This window comes from Ruegeria sp. BHSC029, assembly GCF_059613085.1.
Genome location: NZ_JBXWRU010000005.1, coordinates 137,968 through 162,513 on the forward strand (window position 1 = coordinate 137,968; position 24,546 = coordinate 162,513).

Here is a 24,546-nt window from a genome sequence, read left to right on the forward strand (position 1 = left end):
CAGCTTTCCTTGTGTCTAAGGCCTGCCCCGGCGAGGGGGTCGGTCCGGGGCAGGCAAATCGTCCTCAGCCCGTCACCTTTTTCAGGTGGTAGGATTTGGGACGTGTCAGGTTGTGATATCCGATGATCGACAGGCCGCCGCCACGACCGGTATTCTTGCAGCCGGTCCAGCACAGACCCGGGTCCAGATAGTCGGCCCGGTTCATGAACACGGTTCCGGTTTCGATCCGGTCTCCGATGCGTTCGGCCCGCGCCACATCGCGCGTCCACAGCGAGGCGGTCAGGCCAAATTCGCTGTCGTTCATCAAGGCAATGGCCTCGTCATCCGAAGACACCTTCATGATCCCCACGACCGGGCCGAAGCTTTCGTCGCGCATCACGCGCATGTCGTGCGTGACGTTGGTCAGGATCTGCGGCGTCAGATAGGCGCCGCCGTCATCTCCGGCAAAGGTCTCGATATGCGCCACTGCACCGGCGGCCACGGCCTCGGCGATCTGGGCGCGCACCTCGTCGGCAAAACGCACGTTGGCCATCGGCCCCAGCGTCGTCTCCGGATCCAGCGGGTTGCCCAGCTTGTAGCCCCTGACGATCTCGACCGCCTTGGCGACGAAATCGTCATACAGGCTTTCATGCACATAGATCCGCTCGATCCCGCAGCAGCACTGGCCCGAGTTGAACATGGCCCCGTCGATCAGCGTGTCGACCGCCGCGTCCAGATCGGCGTCCTCCATGACATAGCCCGGGTCCTTGCCCCCCAACTCGGTGCTGACGGGGGTAAAGGTACCGGCCGCCGCCCGCTCCATCGCCTGCCCTCCGGCGACCGAGCCGGTGAAATTCACGAAATCGAACGCCTTGCCGGCAATCAGATCGTTGGTCACGTCATGGCTCAGGAACAGGTTCTGGAACACGTCCTCGGGCACGCCAGCCGAGTGGAAGGCCCGCGCCATCCGCTCGCCCACCAACAAGGTCTGCGTGGCATGTTTCAGCACAACCGTATTGCCCGCGATCAAGGCCGGCGCCACAGTGTTGATCGCCGTCATGTACGGATAGTTCCAGGGCGCCACGACGAACACCACGCCATGCGGCTCGCGCTTGATGTATCGCTTGAACGTCTCGTCCTCGCCCACGGCAATATCAGCCAGCGCATCGCGCGCGATGCCCGCCATATAGGTCGCGCGTTCGCTGAAACCGCCGAACTCGCCGCCATAACGCACCGGCCGCCCCATCATCCGGGCCAGTTCCGGCACGATCTCGTCATTCATCGCACCCACGGCGGCAACGCCGGCCATCACCAGATCGATGCGCTCCTGCAGGGGCCGCGCTGCCCAATCCGCCTGCGCCGCCCGCGCCTGGCCCGCTGCGGCAAATGCCGCGTCACGATCCAGCGTGTTCCGCTCGGCAAACACCGATCCGTCGATCGGCGAGATACATTTCAACACCTGACCCATTGGTCACTCCATCCTCAAGCAAAGCAGACCCGCTGCTTCATCTGGCCAAAAATATTCCGGGGAGCGTGAGGGGCTGGCCCCTCACATCCGCCCTCTACGCCCGCTCGAACCCGCGGGCAATCTCCCAATCGGTCACCACGCGCTCGAATTCCTCGATCTCGACCTCGGCGGCGCGGACATAGTGATCCACCACGTCATTGCCCATGGCCGCCCTCAGCATGGACGACCCATGCAACGCATCCCGCGCCGCGCGCAGGTTGCCCGGAATCATGCCCGTATCCCCCTGATAGACATCGCCCTTGGTCGGCGGCTGCAGCTCGAGCCCCTCCTCGATGCCCGCGATCCCTGCGGCCAGCATGCCCGCGATGGCCAGATAGGGGTTCATGTCCGAACCCGGAATCCGGCACTCCACCCGCACCGCCTTGGTGCCATCCCCGCACAGCCGGAACCCCGCGGTGCGGTTGTCCACCGACCAGATGATGCGCGTCGGCGCAAAGGTGCCCTTCATGAACCGCTTGTAGCTGTTGATGTAGGGTGCCATGAAACAGGTATAGTCGGGCGCGTATTTCAGCAGGCCCGCCATGTAGTTTTTCATCAGGTCCGACATGCCCAGCGGATCGGCCTTGTCAAAAAATGCCGGTTGCCCGTCCGCCCACAGCGACTGATGCACATGCGACGAACTCCCGACCCGGTCATGATGCCATTTCGGCAGGAAGGTCGCAGCATGGCCATGCTGCCACGCGATCTCCTTGACCGCGTTCTTGGCGATCGAATGATACTCGGCCGTCTGCATGGCCGGGGCGTATTTGATGTTCAGTTCTTCCTGCCCGGCCTCGGCCTCGCCCTTGGAATTTTCGACCGGAATGCCCGCATCCCACAGGTGATTGCGGATCGGCCGCATCACATGCTCTTCTTTGGTGGTCTGCAGGATGTGGTAATCCTCGTTATAGCCCGAGATCGGTTCCAGACCGCGGAAACCTTCCTTGCGTATCTGGTCAAAGCTCTTCTCAAAGAGGAAAAACTCCAGCTCGGTGGCGCACATCGCGTCATAGCCCATGGCCTTCAGCCGGTTGACCTGCTTCTTTAAAATAGACCGAGGCGCGTGTGGAACCTCTTCATGCGTATGGTGATCCAGCACGTCGCACATCACCATCACCGTGCCCTCCAGCCACGGCACCGGGCGCAGGGTGCTGAGGTCGGGCTTCATGACATAGTCGCCATAGCCGCGCTCCCAGCTGGTCGAGGCATAGCCGTCCGGCGTCGCCATCTCGAGATCGGTGGCCAGCAGGTAGTTGCAGCAATGGGTTTCTTCCCAGGCCCCGGCCACGAAGTGACCCGCGTGGAATCGTTTGCCCATCAAGCGGCCCTGCATGTCCACCATGCAGACCAGAACCGTATCGACCGAGCCTTCGGCAACCTGGGTCTTGAGCGTGTCGAAGTTGAGCATGAGCCACCTATTTCTGCGCCGGCGCCACCTGCCGGACTGACGTTTGCATCGGCCTGCCCCCGGTATGAGGGCAGGCCGGTTTCACCTTAGCCGTACCGGTAGGGACGGCCAGCCTTTTGCATGTCGGCATTGTATTTCTTGATGATCTCCACAACCTTCGCCTTGGTCTCGGACTCGGCTGCAATCTCATCCCAGAAGGCCACTGCGGCGGCTTCGACCTGCGCCCATTCTTCATCCGGGATCGAGGTCAGCTTCATCTTGTCACCATTCACGCGCAGCGACGCCTCGCCGCCCCAATACCACCACTGACGGTAGTAATGCGACTGGTCGGTGCAGACGCGAAACAGGGTCTGCAGATCTTCGGGCAGTTCGTTCCAACGGTCCATGTTGGCAAAGAACGACCCTGCCCAGGCGCCCGAGATGTTGTTGGTCAGGAAGTAGTTGGTCACATCCGCCCAGCCTACAGTGTAGTCCTCGGTGATGCCCGACCAGGCGATGCCGTCCAGCTCGCCGGTCTGCACGGCGACCTCGATGTCCTCCCACGGCAAGGTCACCGGGACCACGCCGAACTGCGACAGGAACCGGCCCGCCGTCGGGAAGGTGAACACCCGCTTGCCCTGAAGGTCCGCCAGGCTGTTGATCGGGTCCTTGGTGGCGAAATGGCACGGATCCCACGCACCGGCCGAGATGTGCTTGACGCCCACCTTGGAATACTCTTCGTCCCATATCTCGTTCAGACCGTACTGGTTGAACAGGACGGGAACATCCAGCGAATAGCGCGACGCAAACGGGAAATAGCCGCCGAACACGGTTACTTCGGTGGGCGAGGCCATCGAGTCGTCATCCGACTGCACCGCGTCGATCGTGCCGCGCTGCATGGCGCGGAACAGCTCGCCCGTGGGCACCAGCTGGTCGGCATAGAACAGCTCGATCTGCATCCGGTCTCCGGCGATCTGGTTGAACATCTTGATGGCCGGGTCGATCACATGCTCAGCCAATGCCGGGCCGGCATAGGTCTGCATGCGCCAGCGGATCGTGGATTGCGCAAGCGCCGGGGTGGCCAGCGCGGCTGCCGGGGCCGCGGCGGCCCCTTTCAGGAATGTGCGTCTGTTCGTCATCTTCTCTCTCCGTTGTCGGTTTCGATGGGCGAGAGACCAACCTCTCGCAGGTGCCCCGGTATGTCCGGGGTCATTTGTTGTAGATGTAGTCGGGCAGCCACAGCGCGATCTGCGGGAAGGTCATGATGATGGCCAGCGCCAGCGTCATCACCATCACGAAGGGCAGGATCGAGCCGTAGATGTCGCGCAGCGAAATCTCGGGCGGGGCCATCGCCCGCATCAGGAACAGGTTATAGCCGAAGGGCGGCGTCATATAAGCGATCTGCGTGGTGATCGTGTACAGCACCCCGTACCAGATCAGGTCAAAGCCCAGTTCCCCCACCAGCGGCACATAGAGCGGCGCCACGATCACCAGCATCGCGGTGTCGTCCAGGAAGGTGCCCATCAGGATGAAGCTCAACTGCATCAGGATCAGGATCACCCAGGGGTTCAGACCCAGCCGTTCGGTGAACAGGGTCTCGATCGCGCGCACGGCGCCCAGCCCATCGAACACCGCACCAAAGGCCAGCGCGGCCAGGATGATCCACATGAACATGCAGGTGATGCCCAGGGTCGAGCGCACCGAGACCTCGAACACCTTGCGCGTCATCCGCCCTTTCAGCACGGCGGCGGCAAAAGCCGTCAGCGCGCCGATGGCAGAGCTTTCGACCAGCGAGGTCCAGCCATTGACGAAGGGCACCATCATCGCCGCGAAAATCGCCAGCGGCAGCAGTCCCGCGCGCAGCAGCCGCAACTTTTCCGCCATCGGCACGTCGCGCTCTTCCTTCGACAGGGCCGGGCCGAGTTCCGGGTTTATCCGGCAGCGGATCACGATGTACAGGATGAACATCCCCGCCATCATCAGGCCCGGCAGGATGCCCGCCAACCACAGCTGCCCCACCGGCTGACGCGCGATCATCGCATAGAGAACCAGCACCACCGACGGCGGTACCAGGATGCCCAGCGATGACCCGGCCTGGATCACTCCGGTCACCATTTTCTTATCATAGCCGCGTTTGAGCAGCTCGGGCAGCGCGATGGTGGCCCCAATGGCCATCCCCGCGACGCTGAGCCCGTTCATCGCCGAGATCAGCACCATCAACCCGATCGTGCCGATGGCCAGCCCGCCATTCAGCCCGCCCATCCAGACATGGAACATCTTGTACAGGTCGTCGGCGATCTTGGACTCGGCCAAAACGTAACCCATGAAGATGAACATCGGCAGCGTCAGCAGCGGGTACCATTTCATCAGCTTCATCGCGGCCGAAAACCCGATGTCATAGCCGCCGCGGTCGCCCCACAGCAGCAGCGCCGCCACCACGGCCACGAAACCGATGGCACCGAACACGCGCTGACCGGTCAGCAGCATCAGCATCATGGTCGAGAACATCAGGATGGCGATCAACTCATACGACATCAGATCACCTCGCGCGGGATGTCATCGCCCTTGAGGCGTAGAATATCTTTGAACAGTTCGGAAATGGCCTGCAGCAGCATCAGGATCAGCCCCACGACCATGATCACTTTGATCGGCCACAGATAAGGGCGCCACGCGGTCGGGCTGCGCTCGCCATATTGCAGGGAATAGCTGAGCGAGTCGAAACCGCCATAGATCATCACGCCGAGGTAGAAGATCAGGAACAGAACGGTGATGGCGTCGGCCCAGGCCCGGCGCCGGTGCGACCATTCGCTGTAGAGAAGGTCCATCCGCACGTTCGAACCCATCTGGATCGAATACGGTCCGCCCAGGATGTAATAGGCGACCATCGCAAACTGCGCGACTTCGAGCGTCCAGAGCGACGGAAGGAAAAAGGTCTTCGAGATCGACGACCACAGCAGGATGCCCATCATCACGAAGATGCCGTACATGACGACCCGCCCGATCCAGCGGTTCATGCGGTCAATGACCGCAATATATCCCCGCATGAAGCTCATACCTGCACCCCTGTCCTCATGTGTTCTGCCCTGCGTCGGAAAAGGTTTCGACCGTGGCGGCCAGTATTGGCGTCAATAGCCCCACGATCCGATTGACCCCGGTCGGCGTGTCGATCAGATCATTGCGGATCTCGATCATCACGTTGGGCAAGCCCCGCGCGATACCGTGCTCACGCAGAGTGTGCGTGACACCATCCTCTGGCGAATACGGTTCGTTCAACGCCACTCTCAGCCCGCAATGCGCTGCATGGTTCAGCATGACCTGAGCCGCACGGTCATCAGAGTCATGCAATATCCCCAGTTCGACCGCCCGGGTCTTGCCGTTGTAGATTGGTGTGAAACTGTGGATCGTAATCAGGACAGGCGGTTCTGGGCGGCGGTCCAGCGTTTGCGACAAGAGACCCCGGAACGGTTTATAAATGTCGCGAACTCGCTGGGCGCGCTGTTCCGCGGTCAGACCATGATTGCCTGGCACCGCGAACACCTCGCTGCGCGGCGGCATCGAGTCTTCCCGTTCGGGCGGGCGATTGCAGTCATAGACCAGTCGGCTGACCCGCGAGTGTACGAGAGGTGCATCCAGGGCGCCGGCCAGTTCAACTGCAACCTCCAGTGCCCCGATATCCCAGGCCGCGTGTGAACGGGCCGCCACGTCGTCCAACCCCAGCCCATCCAAAGCCGCAGGAATGAACCGGCTTGCGTGTTCGCACACCAGAACCGCGCGCGCCACGCCACGCGCGTTCAACACACGTGCGGCGGGCACTTCCAGAGGGGATAACAGAGATGACTCGGTCTTGGACTGCATGCGTAGCATTTGTTACAGCGGCCTTGAGCCTGTCAAGAAAATTTCTGTAGACAAAATTACAATCGCTCATATCCTGTAGCAAATTGAATAATATGAGGGCACCGATGGCCTCTGTCGCCAAAACGGTCAAACAACGCATTCAGGACGAACTTGAAGGCCTGACCCGCTCGGAACGGCAGCTGGGATCGGTCCTGTTGCAGGATTATCCGATGGGTGGGCTGCAATCGATCACCAAGCTGGCAGCGGCGGCACAAGTGTCCACCCCGACGGTCATTCGCATGGCGCGAAAACTGGGTTTCGATGGGTTTCCGGCGTTGCAGGAGGCGCTGCGCGAAGAAGTTGCGGCACAGATCCAAAAGCCGATCTCGAAACGCGATGCCTGGATCGTGGATGATGAAACCGAGCATCCGATCACGCGTTTTGCTCAAGCCGTCTGGACCAACATGCGACACACGCTGGAGCGGCTGGACAAGTCGATGTTCGACGCGGTTGCCCAGTTGCTGGCCGATACCGAGCGCCATTTGTATGTCGTGGGCGGCCGCATCACCCGCTCGAACGCCGACTATCTGTTCAACCACATGCAGATCATCCGGCCCAACGTGACCATGCTGGGCAACTCGGCCAACGTATGGCCGCAATACCTGCTGGACATGGACGAAAGCTCGGTTCTGGTCATCTTCGACATCCGCCGCTACGAGGCGCATCTGGAAAAGCTGGCACAAGTTGCGTCCGATCGCGGGGTGACCGTCGTGCTGTTCACCGACCAATGGGGGTCGCCCATCGGCAAATCGGCCAACTATACCTTTCACGCTCTGGTCGAAGCTCCATCAAGCTGGGATTCAACGATCGCACTTCAACTCATTTCGGAAACCCTGATCGCCGAGGTTCAGGAAGCCCGCTGGGAAGAAAGCAAAGAGCGTATCGAGGAGTTGGAACGCTATTTCTCGACCACACGGATTTTCCGCAGCCACGAGGCGTGAGCCTTGGCTGCCTTCAATCCCATTGTTCCATTGGACCGCGACCTGTAGGGTGTCGGCCAACGCGAGTCTGAAACCTGCTTCCAACCCTTGATGACTCTTTGTCTGGTGGGTTGGGTCCGACAGTGACGGACATCGCGGCGAAACGACCCGGGCAAGTGGTCGAAAAACCAAGAGGCCGAGCCAGTGGAACGCCGCAATTCAATGGATGCATTGCGCACCGACGAAGTCAGGGATGCACGGAACCGAGGGGTTACGTTTCTCGGGATTGCGTTCCTGTTCAGCATCTTCGTCAACCTGCTGATGCTGACGGGGCCGTTGTTCATGCTCCAGGTCTATGACCGCGTTTTGGGGTCTCGCGCCGTTGAAACGTTGACCGCACTATTTTTGCTGGTTGCGCTGCTGTACGCTCTGATGGCCATGCTGGATTTTGCGCGCGGTCGCATTGTCGCGCGATTTGGTGCCCGGTTTCAGTCGACTCTGGACCAACGTGTGTTCGATGCAACCTTGCGCGATGCACTGGTGCCGCAAATCCGTGCAGCTCCGGCAAGAGCGCTGCGCGATTTGGAAGCCATTCAAACGCTGTGCTCCTCGCCCGTTTTGCTAGCGGCCATGGATATCCCGTGGACACCCGTTTTCCTCGCGGCGATCTTTCTTTTTCATCCACTGCTCGGATGGTTGGCCGTAACAGGCGGAGCGGTGCTGATCGTGATCGCAATCCTGAACCAGATGATGACCCATCGCAAAGTGGCTCAGGCACAGGCTGCGTCCGCGTTGGCGAATTCAATGTCCGAAAATGCACGCCAGGCAGCCGAGGTCATTCGCGCCCAAGGCATGCGAAAGGACATAACGCGGCGTTGGTTGACACAAAGAGCGGCCGCGCTGTCCCAGAGTATTGCCGCCAGCGACTGGACTGGCAGCTTCACCTCACTGACCAAATCGCTCAGGCTGTTTCTGCAATCGGCTATGCTCGCCTTGGGAGCCTGGCTTGTACTGCAAAACGAAATGACCGCCGGTGCGATGATCGCAGGCTCTATCCTTTTGGGCCGCGCACTCGCGCCGATTGAGCAGGTCATTGGACAATGGGGCGCGATCGAGCGGGCCCGTAGCGCCTGGTCATCGCTTAGCCACTATTTGGCCCATGTCCCTGTCGAACCCTCCAGAACCCGCCTGCCCACACCGGAAGCCCGTTTGTCGGTCCGGAACCTGACGATCATACCCCCTGGATCCGAAACCCCCACTATCCAAAACGCCTCGTTCGTGTTGGAGCCCGGCCGTGCCCTTGGAGTGATCGGCAAAAGCGGTTCGGGAAAAACCACGCTCGCCAAAGCGCTGTTGGGCCTTTGGACACCTGCTGCCGGAGAGATCAGATTGGGCGGCGCAACTCTGGATCAATACGACCCTGATGAGTTGGGGCGCCACATCGGCTATCTTCCGCAGCATGTCACACTTTTCAACGGAACGGTGGCCGAGAATATCGCTCGCATGTCGCTGAAACCTGATGAACTGGCTGTTGTTGCGGCAGCGAAGAAGGCCAATGCACATGACCTGATCCTCTCACTTGAAAAAGGCTATGATACCGTCTTGGAAGGAGCCAACAGTCAACTATCCGGAGGCCAGCAGCAAAGGATAGGGCTGGCCCGGGCATTGTACGGCGATCCTGTCCTGCTGGTACTGGATGAACCGAACTCGGCGTTGGACACCGAGGGCACCGATGCCCTGAATGCGGCAGTCCGGGAGTTCAAAGCGGCCGAGCGCGCCGTGATCATCATGACGCACCGACCGATGGCGATTTCAGAGTGCGACCACCTGGCCGTAGTCGAATTGGGTCGGATCGCCAATTTCGGCAGCCGTGACGAAGTGTTGAACGCCATGGTCCAAAATGCGGGTGCAATCCAGAAACAGTTTCGCAAAGCGGGTGAAGCATGACCGAGGTTTCAAGCCCGCCGCCATGGCGGATCACTTTCCCCGCTCTTGTTGGATTCGCCGCGTTGGCCATTCTGGTCGGCGGGCTTGGGGTTTGGAGCGTCAGGACCCATCTGGCAGGTGCAATCGTGACCCAGGCCGTTGTCGAGGTGCAAAGCAATCGGCAAGTTGTGGAACATCCGGATGGCGGTGTCGTGGGCGATATTCTGGTTCGTGATGGCGACCGGGTCGAGCAGGGTGATTTGCTGCTCAGGTTCGATGACACGTTTCTCAAGTCGGAAAAAGTCATCGTGGAATCGCAGTTGTTCGAACTCTTGGCGCGGAAGGTTCGGCTGGAGGCAGAAAGAGACGGGGCAGACGCAAACGCGCTTGCCGACCGGATGCAAAAGCTGGCCGCCGCGGAACCCATCGATCCTGAATTGATTGATGGACAGACCCGGCTGTATTCCGCTCGGTTGGAAACCCTGTCCAAGAAGATCGATCAACTGGGCAAACAAAGGGTTCAGATCGAAAGCGAAATCGACGGGACGAAAGCGCAGCTGGTGGCCCTGCGCAGGCAGCTTGAGCTGATTGGAAACGAGTTGGAGGATCAGCAGAACCTTCTGACACGCGGGTTGACCCAAGCCAGCCGAGTGTCAGCCCTGCAACGTGAAGAAGCCAGCCTGACCGGCGAAATTGGGCGCCTGGAAGCTGCAGTTGCCCGCTTGAATGGACAGATTGCCACCACGGAATTGCAGGTCGTCGAATTGGCCGCCGCTCGTCGGGAAGAGGCCATTGCCGAGTTACGGCAGGTACAATCCGAGGTCGTCGAACTGGCCCAACGCAGGTTATCCTTGAATGAAAGGTTGGCGCGTCTCGACATCCGGGCCCCGGTCTCAGGAACCGTTTTCGGCAGCCAGGTCTTTGCAGTGCAATCGGTCGTCCAGCCAGCGGAACCTATGATGTATGTCGTCCCACAAAACACGCCGCTTGTGGTGGCTGCCCGCGTCGGAGCAATACACGTGGATCAGTTGCACGTCGGCCAACCTGTCGCCCTGCGCTTTCCGGCCTTCAATCAGCGTGAGACACCAGAAATCGAAGGTCGGGTCATCAATGTTTCGGCAGACACGCTCAAGGATGAACAAACTGGATTCACCTATTATCGCGCCGATGTTGTTCCCGTTGAGGGCGAGTTAGAGCGTCTGAACGGACAGGTACTCCTGCCCGGCATGCCAGTTGAGGCCCTGATTAAGACCGACGAGCGTACGCCGCTTTCATACCTGATCAAACCGATGGCGGACTATTTCAACCGGTCGTTCCGCGAATAGCCAGCTCACACCGCCTCGAGATTCCCAAGCAGGATCGACGTCATGTCCACACTGAACACCCCATCCAGGACCACAATCGCAGCGCCGGTTTGATAGTCGACATTCGTGGGCGTGATTGAGGAAAGATCGGCGTTCTGGTCCAGATAGACCCATTCCGGCTCGTGTGCGGTGGGCAACCCAACGGCAACCTGCAGGATGGCCAGGGCATCCAGTGCATTGACGGTGCCATCCCGGGTGATATCGGCCGCGATGAGGTTTTCGGGGGCTGCGGGTCCCCAGGTTGGTCGCAAACCGACCGCTATCCGCAAAACCTGCAGCGCATCGAGGGCCGTGATCTCTCCGCTAGCATGTGAATAGGACTTGATGATGTCCACATGACCCGGCAACGAACCTGATGGCAAATCAAGATCGAATTGGCCATGATCGTCGGCCTGTACCGATATCGGGCTGTTTCCAACTGGCTTGAACACGATCTCAGCATCGCTCAACGCGGGGTTTGAACCGGAAGACTCTACCGTGACTGGACCCGTCACACCGGCCGAGGCCTCGGGCCCCGTGAGCACGCCAAAGTCAACGGGGATATGATCCGGCCCCTTAAAACCGGACCCGAAGATTTCGGCGCTGGTGAGTGTGCCACCGTCGGCCGAAAATAACTCGACGGTTTCATCCATGAACTCAATCCGAGCCCCTTGTGCCGTTGACGTCACGGTCAGCTGCCCGGGGTTGCGTAACATCGGGTAGTCGAACAGATCCAACCGATCGGTTCCGGCCTCGAAATCCGTGATCGTCGTCAATCCACTGCCGAATCGCATAACGAAGATGTCCGCGCCGGAACCGCCCTGCATGGTGGTTTCACTGCGACCGGCAATCAGAATGTCGTCACCGGCACCGCCCTGCAAATCAGTGTCCAGAACGCCGGCGCTCAGCATGTCGTCCTGAGCGGTTCCAGTTACGATTCCATTCCCCTCGATGACGTTGCCCAAGGTGTCCAGAGACACTGTCAGCTGGGTAAGCCCTGCATCCTGCTGCGATGCCACAAAGATTTGAAGGTCGCCGCCAACATGGGCCACCTCGATGGTCTCAACATTCTGAAGACCGCTATCCAGCGTATCCGCAAAGCTGTCCAAGTAGATCAGCTTGCCATCAGGGGTCATCGTCAGCAGGGTCACCCCGTCATCTCCGCCACCGGCAACGACAAAGACACGTCCATCGACTTCGACGACCTTCATGTCCTGAACTGCGCCAAAACGGGTACCCAACGTGTCCAACGCATGATCCTGTGGAACTAGTGTTCCGTCTGCGCGCAGCTCCATCAAACTGATGGAGTTGCTGCTGGACCCGGCCACCAGAATCCAGGTGTGTCCATACGCATCAACGGTTTCCAACGCTGTCGGAGAACTGATCCCAAGCGTTTGGGTTGTCGTGTTGTCCACTTCGATCAGCGTCCCGCTTCCCTGATCGGCGCTGAACACCCGGATCGCATTGTCGGCGGCATTGGCGGTGACGACATACTGGTTGCTGCCCACCGCCGCGGTCTGCATCGCCCCGGCATTACCCGCGACCGAGCCGACATGACTGAGCAAACCATTCGAGTTCACCACGTAGGTGCCGATGAGCCCACTGTCCTGATGGGCCACCGTCAGGTAGTCGACCGCCCCCACCGAGTACTGGACCAATGCGGTGACATCACCGCCTCCGGGAATCGCCGCCGTTTCCTGCAGCGCCCCGATCGTGCCATCCGTATTCAACTCGTACCCGACAAGGCCTGAGGCGTTGTCGACGTCCAGTGCCAACAGGTCGCTTGCGCCCAATACGACCAGAGCGCCAAGGCTGCCGACCTGCAACGATATGGTGCCGCTGAAATACTGATCGTCGTGGAATTGCGGAGCGCCACCGTCCACAAGCTGCCAGACCACGATGCCGCCGCCAGCCCGGGTCGTGCTGTACAGATACGTAACACCGTTAAGCGTTTTTAAAGCCGTATCGCCGATACCTGAATCGAGCGCCGGACTCCCCGTTGCAACCACTCTTTCGAACTGAAGCATCAACTCAGATCACCCCCAATGCCATCTCTGGCAGTCCCTTCGAGGGTGACGCGGTGCCAAGGCAAAGACGAGAACGAAATTGTGGTGAAAACGAGGAATTCGGCTCCAGATTAACTCAATTTTTCAAGGTCCGTCCGCATGAATAACTCGGCAGCAGGAAAGAAGAACAGAACTTGGCTTCTTCGGTCTTGCCGCGCGGGTATCCGCGGCCACCAATTGTGAGGACATGATGACGATGAAACCTGTTTCGCACGAAGTCTCCATCCAGAAGGACTCACCAGATGCAGGGCATGAGAAGCATGTCCGCAAATGGGTCAAAGCGCGTCTGCGCCGATGGGCCGGATCGGGCGTCGGCGGTGGTTTGGCCTCTGCCCTTCTGGCCTTGCCGGCGCTGGCCCAAGCCACTGAGGAGGAGTTGAGCACATTTCAGTTTGCCGATGTCCTGCCCGGTGTCCAGTCGGTCAAACTGCTGCCAAACGGCGACGTTCAACTGAAGCTTTTGGACGGTCGCACAGTCCTGGTTTCCGCGGAAAACGTGCACGTTCTGGAAAACGGTTCGATCATGATTGCCGAAGACGTGGCCGTTGAAGTCGCGCAGCTTGCAGTGGCAGCTGAAGCCGCCGGAGCAGCGGCAGCTGGTGGTGGCGGCATGGGAGCCGCAGGCGCGGTGCTGGGTGGTTTGGGTCTGGCCGGTGCGGCCGCCGCTGGCGGCGGTGGCGGCGAAGATGCCGCGACGCCCGAGGAATCTCCGCGCCCGCCCAGTCTGAACCTGTCACAGTTGCAGGGAAATTCGCTCAACAGCACCACCGCCAAGGCGTCAGCACCTGACGGCACCGTTTCGGTCGAAGTAACCATCGGGTCGGTCACCAAAACCGTTTCAGCGGGGCCGGACGGCAGTTGGAGCGTTTCGCTTAGCCAAGTCGAGGCGGCAGGGTTGCCTCAGGGGGTCACATCCGTGACGATCCGACACCTGGATGGAGCCGGAGGTGAGATCGATGTCGAAACAGCCACGTACAACATCGACACCATCGCTCCGACCATCGCGGTAACAGGATTTTCCCACGGGGCGGTCATGAATGGGGCCGAGAGCGCGTCAGATCTGGAAATCAGTGGTACGACCGATGCGGAAAAAGGTCAGATGGTGACTGTGGGGTTGAACGGTCAGATCTATACCGCAACCGTGTCCGGCGGCACTTGGAGCGTCACGGTTCCGGCCGCCGATCTGGCGTCTCTGCCCGATGGCGCGACCGTCACTGTGACCGCTGATGTGGTGGATCGGGCAGGCAATCCGGCGGCTCAAGCCACCAACAGCTTTGATACTGACTTTTTCGCCCCAGCCATAACAATAGACGCTGTCGCAGGCGGCCAGATCGACCTTGTAGACGTCGGATCGGACCTGACGATTACCGGCACGACGACCGGCGAAGATGGCCAACCGGTTGTGCTGACCTTCAATGGCCAGACTTACAGCGGCATCGCCTCAGGCGGTGCTTGGAGTGTGACCGTTCCCGCAGCCGACCTCGGCGTTCTGGTCAGTGGCAGCCCCATCAGCATCAGTGCCGCGATCAGCGATGCCGCCGGAAACCCGGCCACGCCTGTTGCGGTTTCGGTACCCGTGGATCTGAGCGGACCGTCCATCTCGATTTCGCCTCTATCCGTCGGTGCGGTGTTGAACGCAGTCGAAGTCGGGGCGGATCTGACGATCAGCGGCACAACCGGGAATGTCACCGATGGCCAGACAGTCACCGTAACTTTGGACGGTCAGACCTACACGGGCCCTGTGTCCGGAGGGACGTGGAGCGTGACCGTGCCGAGCGCGGATTTGATTGCCCTGGCCGACGGCGCAACTTTCACCATCACCGCCGACGTGACGGATGCCGATGGCCTCGTGGCCCCGCAGGCGAGTGCAGGAGTTTCCAAAGACGCGACCGCCCCAACGATCAGCATCGACACGTTTTCGGACGGCGTGGTCATGAACGCGGTCGAACAGGGAACCAACCTCAGTATATCCGGAACGACGACCGCCGAAGACGGCCAGACCGTGACCATCGGAATGAACGGCCAAACCTACAGCGCTACCGTTTCAGGTGGAAACTGGGTTGTCAGCGTTCCCGCAACCGATCTAGCCGGCCTCTCCGACGGAGCCACCGTCACCGTGACCGCCGATGTTTCGGACCTTGCTGGGAACCCGGCCACACAGGCCACTGCCAGCTTCGACACGGACTTTACGGCCCCCACTCTGTCAATCTCGACGGTATCGTCCGGGGGCACCATGAACCTGGCAGAGCAATCCGGCGGAATGACCGTCTCTGGCATTTCCGACGCGCCTGATGGCACGATCGTCTCGATCCAGGTTCAACGAGCGGACGGGACTGTGGATGTCTCAGGCACCGCTACAGTGACGAGTGGCGCGTGGACCTACACCGCTTCACCCCTCGACCTTAGCGGCCTGCAAGATGCCGAATCCTACACGATTTCCGCGTCAGTCAGCGACGCAGCCGGAAATACACAGACGACTTCGACTGGGTTCAACACCGATTTCAGCGCCCCGACCATCTCACTGAACCCTCTGGGAATTGGATCGGTTCTAGACGTCACCGAGAAGGACAGCGACCTGACAGTATCGGGGACAACAACTGCCGAAGATGGGCAAACAATTACTGTCGGGCTGAACGGGCAGACCTATACTGCCACCGCTTTGGGTGGGGTCTGGTCGACCACCATTCCTACGGCTGATCTGAACGCTCTTTCTGACGGAGCAACTTATTCTATCACCGCATCGGTTTCGGACTTGGCTGGCAACCCCGCTCCTCAGGCGGCAGACTCGGTGACCACTGACTACCGACCCATCCTGACCTTGAATGAGGTCGGTACCAACGACGCGGTTTTGCTGAGTGACGCGCAATCCAGCGGCCTGACGGTCAGCGGTTCATCCATAGGTCTCGGCGCAGGACAAACCGTTGAGGTGATGCTGAACTCGGTCTCTGTTGGAACAGCCACGGTCGCGGCCAACGGCACGTGGAGCCTGAACGTACCTGCCACGGCGTTTTCGGGTACAACGGCGGGTGACCTTTTGGATTTTTCGGTTTCAGCGACGGTTACCGGAGGACCGAACCCCCTACCCGCGACAGACCAGGCGACGGCTCACGTTCCAGCGGCCTATTTCATCTCCGAGGCAGGCCGGAGCGGGTCGACGATAGCTTTCGAAATACATGCCGATGCGGACCGGGACATATCCAGCGGGATGGCTTTCACGGCCAACTTGGGTTTTGACCCCGCGGTCGTGACCTATGACACGGGATCCGAGGTCGAAAACACCGATTTTGATCTGTTTCTGGCAAACCCGAACGGGGCGGCGGAAATCGGTTTTGCCGGGGCCGCAACAAGCGTCAGCGATCTGACCCAGCCTGTCGTCACGTTCACGATGACGGTGCTGGACCCCACGAAGCCGATCGAGTTGACGATCAACACGCCCGATGGTGGCCCTACCCGTTGGGTATTGGGAACAGAAGGCGCAGACACATTGGCGGCCACGGGTATCGACGATGTCATCCGCGGTGGGGACGGCGACGATGTGATCGATCTGTCCGGCGCTGGCCGAGATCTTATCGTTTTCGAAGCGGACCCGACGGCCAACGGCACCGACATCGTAACGGGTTTCACCCTGGGGCCTGCAGCCGACATGGCCGACGCCATTATGGTCAGCGGGTTGGATGTCTCATCGCTTCGCGGTGATGGAACAGGTGTCGAAACACTGGCGCTCGGCGACATGATCGCGGCCGACACAGGTTTTGTTGGGCTGACAACCACACTCACCGATCTGACAACCGATACTCTGGAAGCCGCCGCCGAAACGCTTACCGGGGCTCAATCCGGAGATGAGATCTATCTGCTGGCCAGCGATGGAACTGACAGTGTGCTGGTCAAGGTGGACTATTCCGCCCCAACCTCTGCCACGGTCAGCACGGTCGCGCAGTTTGACGGCCTAGGTGATCTGAGCGGTCTGAGCAGCGACAACATCCTGCATACCGATCCGACCGGCGCGTCAAGTTGATCCTGACAAGCGTGAAAAGGTGGGGCCGCCCCGGCCCTTTCTTAACGGACCAGCGGAGACATCAATGGCACAGAACGGCCCAGTACCCGTCACTTTCGACAGACATTCCGATCGCTCGTGGCACAGATTTACATCCTACGGTTTCGCGCGCTGCAGATTGGAGTGCGAGATCGTAAGTGCGGAAGTCTCAGAAGCCGCCGCCGCTTTTCCAATTGCGTTTCGATCCTCGGGGGGCGGGGTATCGCCGCATGCTATTCTGGCGACCGCAGCTTCTCCGGAAACACCATTTGTTTCGGACCAAGGACGCTGGCGGGCCACCTATGTTCCTTCCTTGCTGAGATGCCATCCGTTTTCGATCGAACTGGTCGGTGGCGAAGCAGGATCGCGCACCAGCTCAGGCAAGCTTGTTGTAGATGAAACCACCGGACTCGTGTCCTGTGACCAATCCGGCAGCCCGTTCTTCGCAAAGGACGGCTCGATCTCCTCTGAACTGGAAACCCTGAAGGGCTTCTTGAAGAGCTTTCTGGCCGATCGCAACGCAACCCGACGTGCCTGCGCGCTGATAAAGGAATTGGGCCTATTCGTCGAATTGACCCGTTTTAAGGATGCGGAGTTGCCCGACGGTTGGATGAGCGTGGACTTTCGACGCTTCAACCAACTTGGGCCGGCGCAGACAGCGGTTCTGCAATCTAGTGGAGCGATGCAGTTGATTTACGCTCATCAAGTCTCGCTCAACCATCTTCTGTGGATGCACCACTGCCAGACGCATTCTCCCAAGGTGATCAGCACTCCCGCAAACGGCAGGGACTCCGACCTTGTGGGGTTCTTGGATGCCATTGCCCGGGAACGAGACTTGTCGGATGCGGAGGCCAAATATGCCTACATCTGATCGACTCATCTTGCCTCTGCTGATCGGTTTGGTGGCCGTGCTCACTGCGGCTTGTGAGCCGGTTCCGGATCTTGCCCCGGTTGAGATGGCTTTTTCAGAGGGATCAACGGGTGCTGGCGCGACTAAGCCGTCGGACCATCTGACTCGCAGTTCATTTGGCCAGAGAATACGGCGCGCGGTAGAAACCAGCCCGAACCAGGCGCAGAGCGAGACCGGCGTTGACGCCGCCTTTGCCGATATGGACGCGGCAGAAGGAGCCTTTCTTCCGCAGGTGTCACTTGGCGTGAATGCCCGATCGGAACGGGTGGATTCGGATATTGCGGATGTATCACCATATCTGCGGGTTTCACAGCTTGTATACGACGGGGGAGCTGCCGCCGGAGACTTGGCAGCGGCGCGGGCCCGTGTCCTCGAAAGCCGCGGCGATCAGCTTCAAACCGCAGCCGCGACGGCCCTTGCCGCAATTGAAACCTATGTGTTGGTCATCGACCGGCGGAAAATCGTTGAAATCGCTTGGGAAAACGTCCGCCGCCATGAGGAGATCGAGAAGCAGATCTCCGACCGCGCCGCGCAAGGGGCCGGTTCCGCTGCCGACGTTCTGACGGCGCGTTCTCGGGTCGCGGATGCCAGGACCAAGTTGGCGGATGCCCGGGCTCAGGCTGATCGTGCCAATGCGCGATTCCAAGAGGTGTTCGGTACCCCACCAGGCAAACTGGATCCCCCTGTCCCAGCGCCCAACCTGTCGAGAAGCGACGCCGTCATCGTGATGGACAGCCCGCAGGTTCGACGCGCAGACGCTGCGGTTCTGGCGGCACAGGCAGACCGCTCTGCCGCAACTGCGAGGCGTCAGCCGGACGTGCGGGTTTCGGCATTTGCCAACCAGGACGACAGCAGGGACGCTAATTTCGGCGTAGACCTCTCGGTAAACTACGAGCTGGACAGCACCGGTCAACGGCGGGCTGCAATTGCCGCCGCCGAAGCGCGGGTCAAACAAGCGGAATATGCCCGTGAGGTTCTTGTTCGGGAAATCCAGCGCGAGCTAGGTTTCATTCGATCCGACCAAAAGGCCGGCGCCCAGCGTCTGCGCGAGGCCCGCATCGCAGTTGCCGCAAATGCCGACAGCGTTGCCGCCACTCAAGAGCAATTCCAGATCGGGCGCAGCAGCCTAATCGAAATACTGGACGCGCAGCGCGATTTTGTGAACGCCCAAGAGCGACTGATCCTGGCGGAGCAGAATTTCTTCCTAACGAACTACGCCGCGCTCAGCCTTACGGGCGACATCATTGATCTGCTCGGCATCCAGCTCAGAACATGGGGCAACTGACCATGACCCAACGCAGCCAGCCTCCTACATCCCTGCCCCTCACCAACTTTGAGGAATGTCTGCTGCATGTGGCGGCAGAGCTTGGCCGACCATTGACCAAAGCCAGCCTTTTGGCGGCCCAATCCTCGGTCTCTGGTGGGTTGAAGGTGCAGGACGCGATCGCACTGGCCCATGACCATGGATTGCAGGCGGGCTTCGGGCCGCGCCGGCTGTCGGAGTTTGATCCCAGCCTCGCACCGGCGATACTGTTGCTCGAGGACCAGCGGGCCGTGGTCTACCATGGCCGTTCGAAGTCTGGCCGTCTGTTGATCCACGACCCAGAGCTTGGAGACAGCATTGGTGAGATGGATGAATGCCAGCTCGACACCGTCTATTCCGGCTATGCGATGTTGTTTCGTCGAGCATACTCCGAGGAAATCAAAAACAACCCAAGCCAACCAAGCCGTCACTGGTTCCGATCAGCGCTTGTGGCCAATCGTTGGTCGTACTTGCAGGTTGCTCTGGCCGCGGCTCTGACGAATATTCTGGGGCTTTCAACCTCGGTTTTCATCATGACCGTTTATGACCGGGTTCTGCCAAATGAAGCCGTGGAATCTCTGGTCGCATTGACCATCGGTGTCGGCATCGCGCTGTTTTTTGATTTTGTGCTGAAGATCCTGCGCGCCAGTTTCATCGACCGGGCAGGACAGAATGCGGACATGTTGATGGGTCGGCGTGTTTTCGATCAACTTCTGAATATCCAGATGAAGTCCCGAACCGGATCAACCGGCGCCATGGCGAACACGGTGCGTGAGTTCGAAACACTCCGCGAGTTCTTCACGTCGGCTACGCTGGTCATGGTGGTTGATTTGCCGTTCATCGGTCTGTTTTTGCTTACGATCTACATGGTCGGCGGACCGCTGGTTCTGATCCCAGCTCTCGCCGTACCAGTCGTGCTGATCGCCGGGCTCGCCATTCAGCCGCTTTTGTCCCGCTTGGCGGAACGCAGTTTTTTGGATGGCCAGTCAAAGCAATCCGTGCTGATCGAAACTCTGGCCGGTCTGGAAACGATCAAGACGACCACTGCGGCCGGCACGATGCGGCGACGCTGGGAAGAGGCGATCGAACGACAATCCGGCAACAGTGTTCGGTCGCGTGCCATCACTCAATTCGCATTGAACCTGACCGGTTTCACGCAGCAGGCGGCCCAGGTTCTGATCGTGTTTTACGGTGTCTTTCTGATAGCGGACGGCCTGACCAGCATGGGCGCTTTGGTCGCCTCAGTGATGCTGACCGGACGGGCTTTGGCACCGTTGGGCCAGCTGTCTCAAACCCTCACCCGGTTCAACCAGGCGCGCAGTGCATACCGGAACCTAGACGCAATGATGCAAGCCGACAGTGAGCGGCCGTCGGGGCGCACCTGGATCAGCCGCTCCAACTTCAAAGGGCGTATCACGTTCAACAACGTGTATTTCGCCTACCCAGACCAGGATGAGGACACACTGAAAGGCGTGTCCTTCGACATCAAACCGGGGGAAAAAGTTGCGATTCTCGGCCGGATCGGATCAGGAAAAAGCACCATCGCAAGACTGCTTCTGGGATTGTACCAGCCCCGTATCGGTTCGGTTCTTTTGGATGGGATTGACATCCGCCAGATTGATCCGGGGGACCTTCGGCGCAACATTGGGTCGGTCCTGCAGGATATTTGGCTGTTTTCGGGCTCGGTCCGCGAAAACATTATGGCCGGTGCGGTCCGCCCGCGCGACGAAGATCTAATCCGGGCCGGGCGCATTTCGGGCGTCGAAGACTTTGTATCGCGGCATCCCAGCGGGTACGATCTGATGCTGGCCGAACGTGGCGAGGGGCTCTCGGGCGGGCAACGTCAGACGATCGCCCTAGCCCGGGCATTGATCGGGCAGCCGCCCGTCCTGTTGCTGGACGAACCCACCAGCGCGATGGATCTCAAGAACGAGGCAAACATCATTCAGCGGCTGAAGGCTGCGGCCGCGGATACGACTATGGTCATCGTTACGCATCGGGCCAGTCTGTTGGAACTGGTCGACCGGGTCATCGTGATCGAAAACGGCAAAGTGGGCGTTGACGCCGTCAAGTCAGTTCTCACCAAACGAGCCAAAGACGCGCGGAGGCACATGAATGTCGCGGCATCCTGACCTTGAAAAATTGGCCCGCGAGATGAACGGCGGCTCGGGGTTTCGCGGTTCGGTATTGCTGCTGGCCGTGTTGGGCTGCATGCTGACCGCCGGCGTATGGGCTTACGTCACCGAACTGGACGATGTGGTTCGCGCGGACGGTCGCGTTGTGCCTTCTGGCGACGTTCAGGTGATCGAAGCAACCGAACCTGGGGTTCTTCAAGCTGTTCATGTTCAAGAGGGTCAGATCGTCGACAAGAACGCTTTGCTGCTGGAATTGGACGCGACACAAATCGGCAGCGAGCTGGACGCCGAGCGGCAACGGGCATTGGGACTAAGGGCGCGTATTAAGCGATTGCAGGCCGAAATCGACGGATCCGATTTGCGGTTCGAGCCCGAGCTTGTGCAACAAGCACCAGACGTCGTTCGCTCGGAAACGGCTCTGTATCTCGGCCGAAAATCGGAGTTGGCCGACGAGATCGCCATTCTGGAACGCCAACGTGAGCAGAGGCAGCGCGAATTGGAAGAGGGGTTGGTGGACCGGGTCACTGCAGAAGAAACACTCAAGGTCCTGTCCGAAGAGCGCGCTTTGATGGAGCCTCTGGTCCGCCGCAAGATGGAACCTGCAACAACTCTGCTGGCCCTGCGACGCAGCGAGGCGGAATGGAAGGGGCGCAAGGTAAGAGCCGAGGCCGCTGCAAACCGTCTGGAAACCGGGCTGAGTGAAATCGATGACCGCATCACGGCTACCAAAAGCCGGTTTCGCAGCGCGGCACTGACCGATCTTGCCATTGCCACTGCGCAGCTTGCGGCGCTTGAGCCCGCCCTGCCCGCGTTGGAGAACCGCGCGGCGCGCGCGCAGGTTCGTGCGCCAGTCCGAGGCATCGTAAACCGAATCCACCGCACGACCTTGGGCGGTTTGGCCCGCAGCGGCGAGGATCTTGTCGAAATCGTTCCGCTGGACGACAACCTGCTGGTCGAAGCCTATGTCCGCCCTGACGACATCGCATTCCTGCGCGCGGGTCAGCAGGTCAAGGTCAAGATCACCGCCTATGATTTTGCCAGATACGGCGCGCTGGATGGCGAAATTGTTCGCATCGGTGCGGATACGATTACAAGGTCAGAGCGGCAGGACGAGGAAGTCTTCGTCGTCGAAATCCGAACCAGCGGCACCTTGTTGGACGCCGATGGCTTGGCAGTAGAGATCATTCCGGGGATGATCGCACAAGTTGACATTCTGGCCGGCCGGAAGACCGTTCTCGACTACCTCATCCAGCCTGTTCTCAAGGTAAAGAACCAGGCTTTGCGGGATTGATTATGCAGCCGGTGTCTTGAATTGCTGATCGAACAGGCGGCGGAAGCTGCCATTCTGTTCCATCAACTCATCCAACTTGCCCTGTTCGATCACCTGACCGTCCTGAACAACCATGATCTTGTCTGCCTCAAGCACGGTCGACAGCCGGTGAGCGATGACGATCGTGGTCACGTTCTCCGTCAGTTTATCCAACGCCTGCTTCACCAGAGCCTCGGACTCGGCATCCAGCGCGCTGGTCGCTTCGTCGAGCAGCAGAATTTCGGCCTTCCGAAGAATGGCGCGGGCAATGGCCAACCGCTGTTTCTGCCCTCCCGACAGAAACGCACCGTTCTCTCCGACTTCGGTGTCGTATCCCTTGGGAAGCGACATGATGAAGTCATGCGCATGCGCGGCTTTGGCCGCATCGCGAATCTCGTCTTCGGTCGCATCGGGACGGGCATATCGCAGGTTTTCCATGACCGTCGCGGAGAACAAAAACGTATCCTGGCCAACATAAGAAATCTTGCGCCGCAGGGAGGCAAAGCTGACATCCTGCAAATTCTGTCCGTCGATCTCGACATAGCCTTGGTCAGGATCGTAGAACCGCATGATGAGGCCAAAGATGGTAGACTTGCCTCCACCCGACTGCCCCACCAAGGCGGTTGTTTTTCCGGCCTCGAAGGTCAGGTTCATCCCATTGATCACCGGCATACCACCGCTGTAGCCAAAGGTGACGTTCCGCAGGCGTACCTCGCCCGGACCGGACCGCAGCTCTTGGGGTTGCGGGCTTTCGCGCATTGGGTCTTCCTGATCCAGCAGTTCGAACATCATCTCGATCGGAACCAACGTGGATTCGATGGTCACCCGCATCCGGGACAGCCGCTTGGCCGGTTCATAGGCCATCAGAAGCGCCGTGATGAAGGACATCAGCTGACCCGCGGTCGGCGGTTCAGTTCCGGCAATTCCCATTGTGCTGACGACCAACACGCCGGCAACGGCTACACCGGCCAGAAATTCCATCATTGGGCTGGCGATGGACTGCAGCTTGGCAATTTCGTTCGAGCGTTTTTCAACGCTTCTTATGGCCGAGTTCATCCGCTCGGTCATTCGATCTTCGAGTGCGAAGACCTTGATGATTTTGATCCCGGCCGATGTTTCCTGCAGAACCCGGATGATTTCGGCCAGTGATTTGAGCTCGGATTGCATGATCGAGCGGACGCTTTTCAAAAGATAGCGCACGCTCAGCAGCGCGACCGGCCCAACAATGAAAAACAGCCCCGAAAGCACAGGCTGCTGATAAACCATCACAAAGATGAGACCCACGAGCGTCAGCGCATCCCGAACGAACGTGGTCACGATCACATCGACCAGCGTCCGCGCGGCCGACGCGCCCCGGGTCACACGCATCAGAAGGTCCGAAGACTCACTTTTGGAAAAGAAATCCACCCCACGCCGAAGCAGTTTTTTGTACAACTTCTCCTGCTGCTCGGCGATGATGCGGTTGCCGGCGCGAGCCAGAAACACGGACTGGACGTAAGAAGCCAGCGCCTTGACCAGGAACAGCACGATTACTGCTGACGCTATGATATGAACCTGAGACCGCATGTCAGGCGACGTCATGGCATCGACGATGTTTTCCATCATCCAAGCCGTCCCTGCGGTGGTCGCGGCGACGATCATCATGGCAAACATGGCAACCGCATATTTCTTGCCTTGTGCCCGCAGGCTGTCGCCCACCAGCCGACCGATATGGCCGGATCGCCACTTGGCCCAGGTTTTCCTGATCATAAGGGTCTCCAAATCAAGCTGACGCTTTCTTGCGCGTCAGCGCAGAGTTTGCAAGCTGCCATAGTTACGCGCTTCAATACCGCAC

The 24,546-nt window shown here is 59.7% G+C and carries 16 protein-coding genes; 8 read left to right on the forward strand and 8 right to left on the reverse strand.

What is annotated here, in order from left to right; translation table 11 throughout:
• Positions 1–64: 64 nt before the first annotated feature.
• From AC2FML_RS13685 to AC2FML_RS13710, 6 genes are all read right to left on the reverse strand, one after another.
• Positions 65–1,447 (reverse strand): aldehyde dehydrogenase family protein, encoded by a 1,383-nt coding sequence (locus AC2FML_RS13685; RefSeq protein ID WP_496783589.1) that lies wholly within the window; start codon positions 1,445–1,447, stop codon positions 65–67.
• A 94-nt stretch (positions 1,448–1,541) separates the two neighbouring features.
• Complete coding sequence (locus tag AC2FML_RS13690) at positions 1,542–2,894, reverse strand: glutamine synthetase family protein (RefSeq protein WP_496783590.1); 1,353 nt, start codon at positions 2,892–2,894, stop codon at positions 1,542–1,544.
• An 86-nt stretch (positions 2,895–2,980) separates the two neighbouring features.
• Complete coding sequence (locus tag AC2FML_RS13695) at positions 2,981–4,012, reverse strand: TRAP transporter substrate-binding protein (protein WP_093963096.1); 1,032 nt, start codon at positions 4,010–4,012, stop codon at positions 2,981–2,983.
• Between the two features lie 70 nt (positions 4,013–4,082).
• On the reverse strand, positions 4,083–5,408 hold the full coding sequence (locus tag AC2FML_RS13700) for a TRAP transporter large permease (RefSeq protein WP_170369364.1): 1,326 nt from the start codon (positions 5,406–5,408) through the stop codon (positions 4,083–4,085).
• Positions 5,408–5,926, reverse strand: a complete 519-nt coding sequence (locus AC2FML_RS13705) for a TRAP transporter small permease subunit (protein ID WP_170391474.1) — start codon at positions 5,924–5,926, stop codon at positions 5,408–5,410. The genes AC2FML_RS13700 and AC2FML_RS13705 overlap by 1 nt, the downstream gene beginning before the upstream one ends.
• A gap of 16 nt (positions 5,927–5,942) precedes the next feature.
• Positions 5,943–6,728 (reverse strand): N-formylglutamate amidohydrolase, encoded by a 786-nt coding sequence (locus tag AC2FML_RS13710; protein ID WP_170525855.1) that lies wholly within the window; start codon positions 6,726–6,728, stop codon positions 5,943–5,945.
• A gap of 104 nt (positions 6,729–6,832) precedes the next feature.
• On the opposite strand from AC2FML_RS13710, the gene AC2FML_RS13715 reads away from it, so the two are divergent.
• The 3 genes from AC2FML_RS13715 (at position 6,833) to AC2FML_RS13725 (ending at position 10,938) form a co-directional block, all read left to right on the forward strand.
• On the forward strand, positions 6,833–7,708 hold the full coding sequence (locus AC2FML_RS13715; protein ID WP_093963099.1) for a MurR/RpiR family transcriptional regulator: 876 nt from the start codon (positions 6,833–6,835) through the stop codon (positions 7,706–7,708).
• Between the two features lie 201 nt (positions 7,709–7,909).
• Entirely contained in the window at positions 7,910–9,634 is a 1,725-nt protein-coding gene (locus AC2FML_RS13720) for a type I secretion system permease/ATPase (RefSeq protein ID WP_496783745.1), read from the forward strand.
• Positions 9,631–10,938, forward strand: a complete 1,308-nt coding sequence (locus AC2FML_RS13725) for an HlyD family type I secretion periplasmic adaptor subunit (protein ID WP_496783592.1) — start codon at positions 9,631–9,633, stop codon at positions 10,936–10,938. The genes AC2FML_RS13720 and AC2FML_RS13725 overlap by 4 nt, the downstream gene beginning before the upstream one ends.
• A gap of 5 nt (positions 10,939–10,943) precedes the next feature.
• Here the strand turns inward: AC2FML_RS13725 and AC2FML_RS13730 are convergent, their stop codons facing one another.
• Complete coding sequence (locus AC2FML_RS13730; RefSeq protein ID WP_496783594.1) at positions 10,944–12,983, reverse strand: dockerin type I domain-containing protein; 2,040 nt, start codon at positions 12,981–12,983, stop codon at positions 10,944–10,946.
• Positions 12,984–13,218: 235 nt separating this feature from the next.
• Here AC2FML_RS13730 and AC2FML_RS13735 point away from each other — a divergent pair, with 235 nt between their 5' ends.
• The 5 genes from AC2FML_RS13735 (at position 13,219) to AC2FML_RS13755 (ending at position 22,694) form a co-directional block, all read left to right on the forward strand.
• On the forward strand, positions 13,219–17,037 hold the full coding sequence (locus AC2FML_RS13735) for an Ig-like domain-containing protein (RefSeq protein ID WP_496783596.1): 3,819 nt from the start codon (positions 13,219–13,221) through the stop codon (positions 17,035–17,037).
• 64 nt (positions 17,038–17,101) lie between these two features.
• Positions 17,102–17,926: a SapC family protein gene (locus AC2FML_RS13740; protein WP_170421363.1), complete on the forward strand. Its 825-nt coding sequence runs from the start codon at positions 17,102–17,104 to the stop codon at positions 17,924–17,926.
• Positions 17,913–19,250, forward strand: coding sequence for a TolC family protein (locus AC2FML_RS13745; RefSeq protein ID WP_496783598.1), 1,338 nt, complete (start codon positions 17,913–17,915; stop codon positions 19,248–19,250). The genes AC2FML_RS13740 and AC2FML_RS13745 overlap by 14 nt, the downstream gene beginning before the upstream one ends.
• Before the next feature lie 2 nt (positions 19,251–19,252).
• The gene (locus tag AC2FML_RS13750) at positions 19,253–21,400 is read left to right on the forward strand and encodes a type I secretion system permease/ATPase (protein ID WP_496783600.1); all 2,148 of its coding nucleotides are present in this window, start codon (positions 19,253–19,255) and stop codon (positions 21,398–21,400) included.
• On the forward strand, positions 21,384–22,694 hold the full coding sequence (locus tag AC2FML_RS13755; protein ID WP_496783602.1) for an HlyD family type I secretion periplasmic adaptor subunit: 1,311 nt from the start codon (positions 21,384–21,386) through the stop codon (positions 22,692–22,694). Before AC2FML_RS13750 ends, AC2FML_RS13755 begins: the two co-directional genes overlap by 17 nt.
• Here the strand turns inward: AC2FML_RS13755 and AC2FML_RS13760 are convergent, their stop codons facing one another.
• Positions 22,695–24,461: an ABC transporter ATP-binding protein gene (locus tag AC2FML_RS13760; RefSeq protein ID WP_170445006.1), complete on the reverse strand. Its 1,767-nt coding sequence runs from the start codon at positions 24,459–24,461 to the stop codon at positions 22,695–22,697. It lies immediately after the preceding gene.
• Positions 24,462–24,546: the final 85 nt, after the last annotated feature.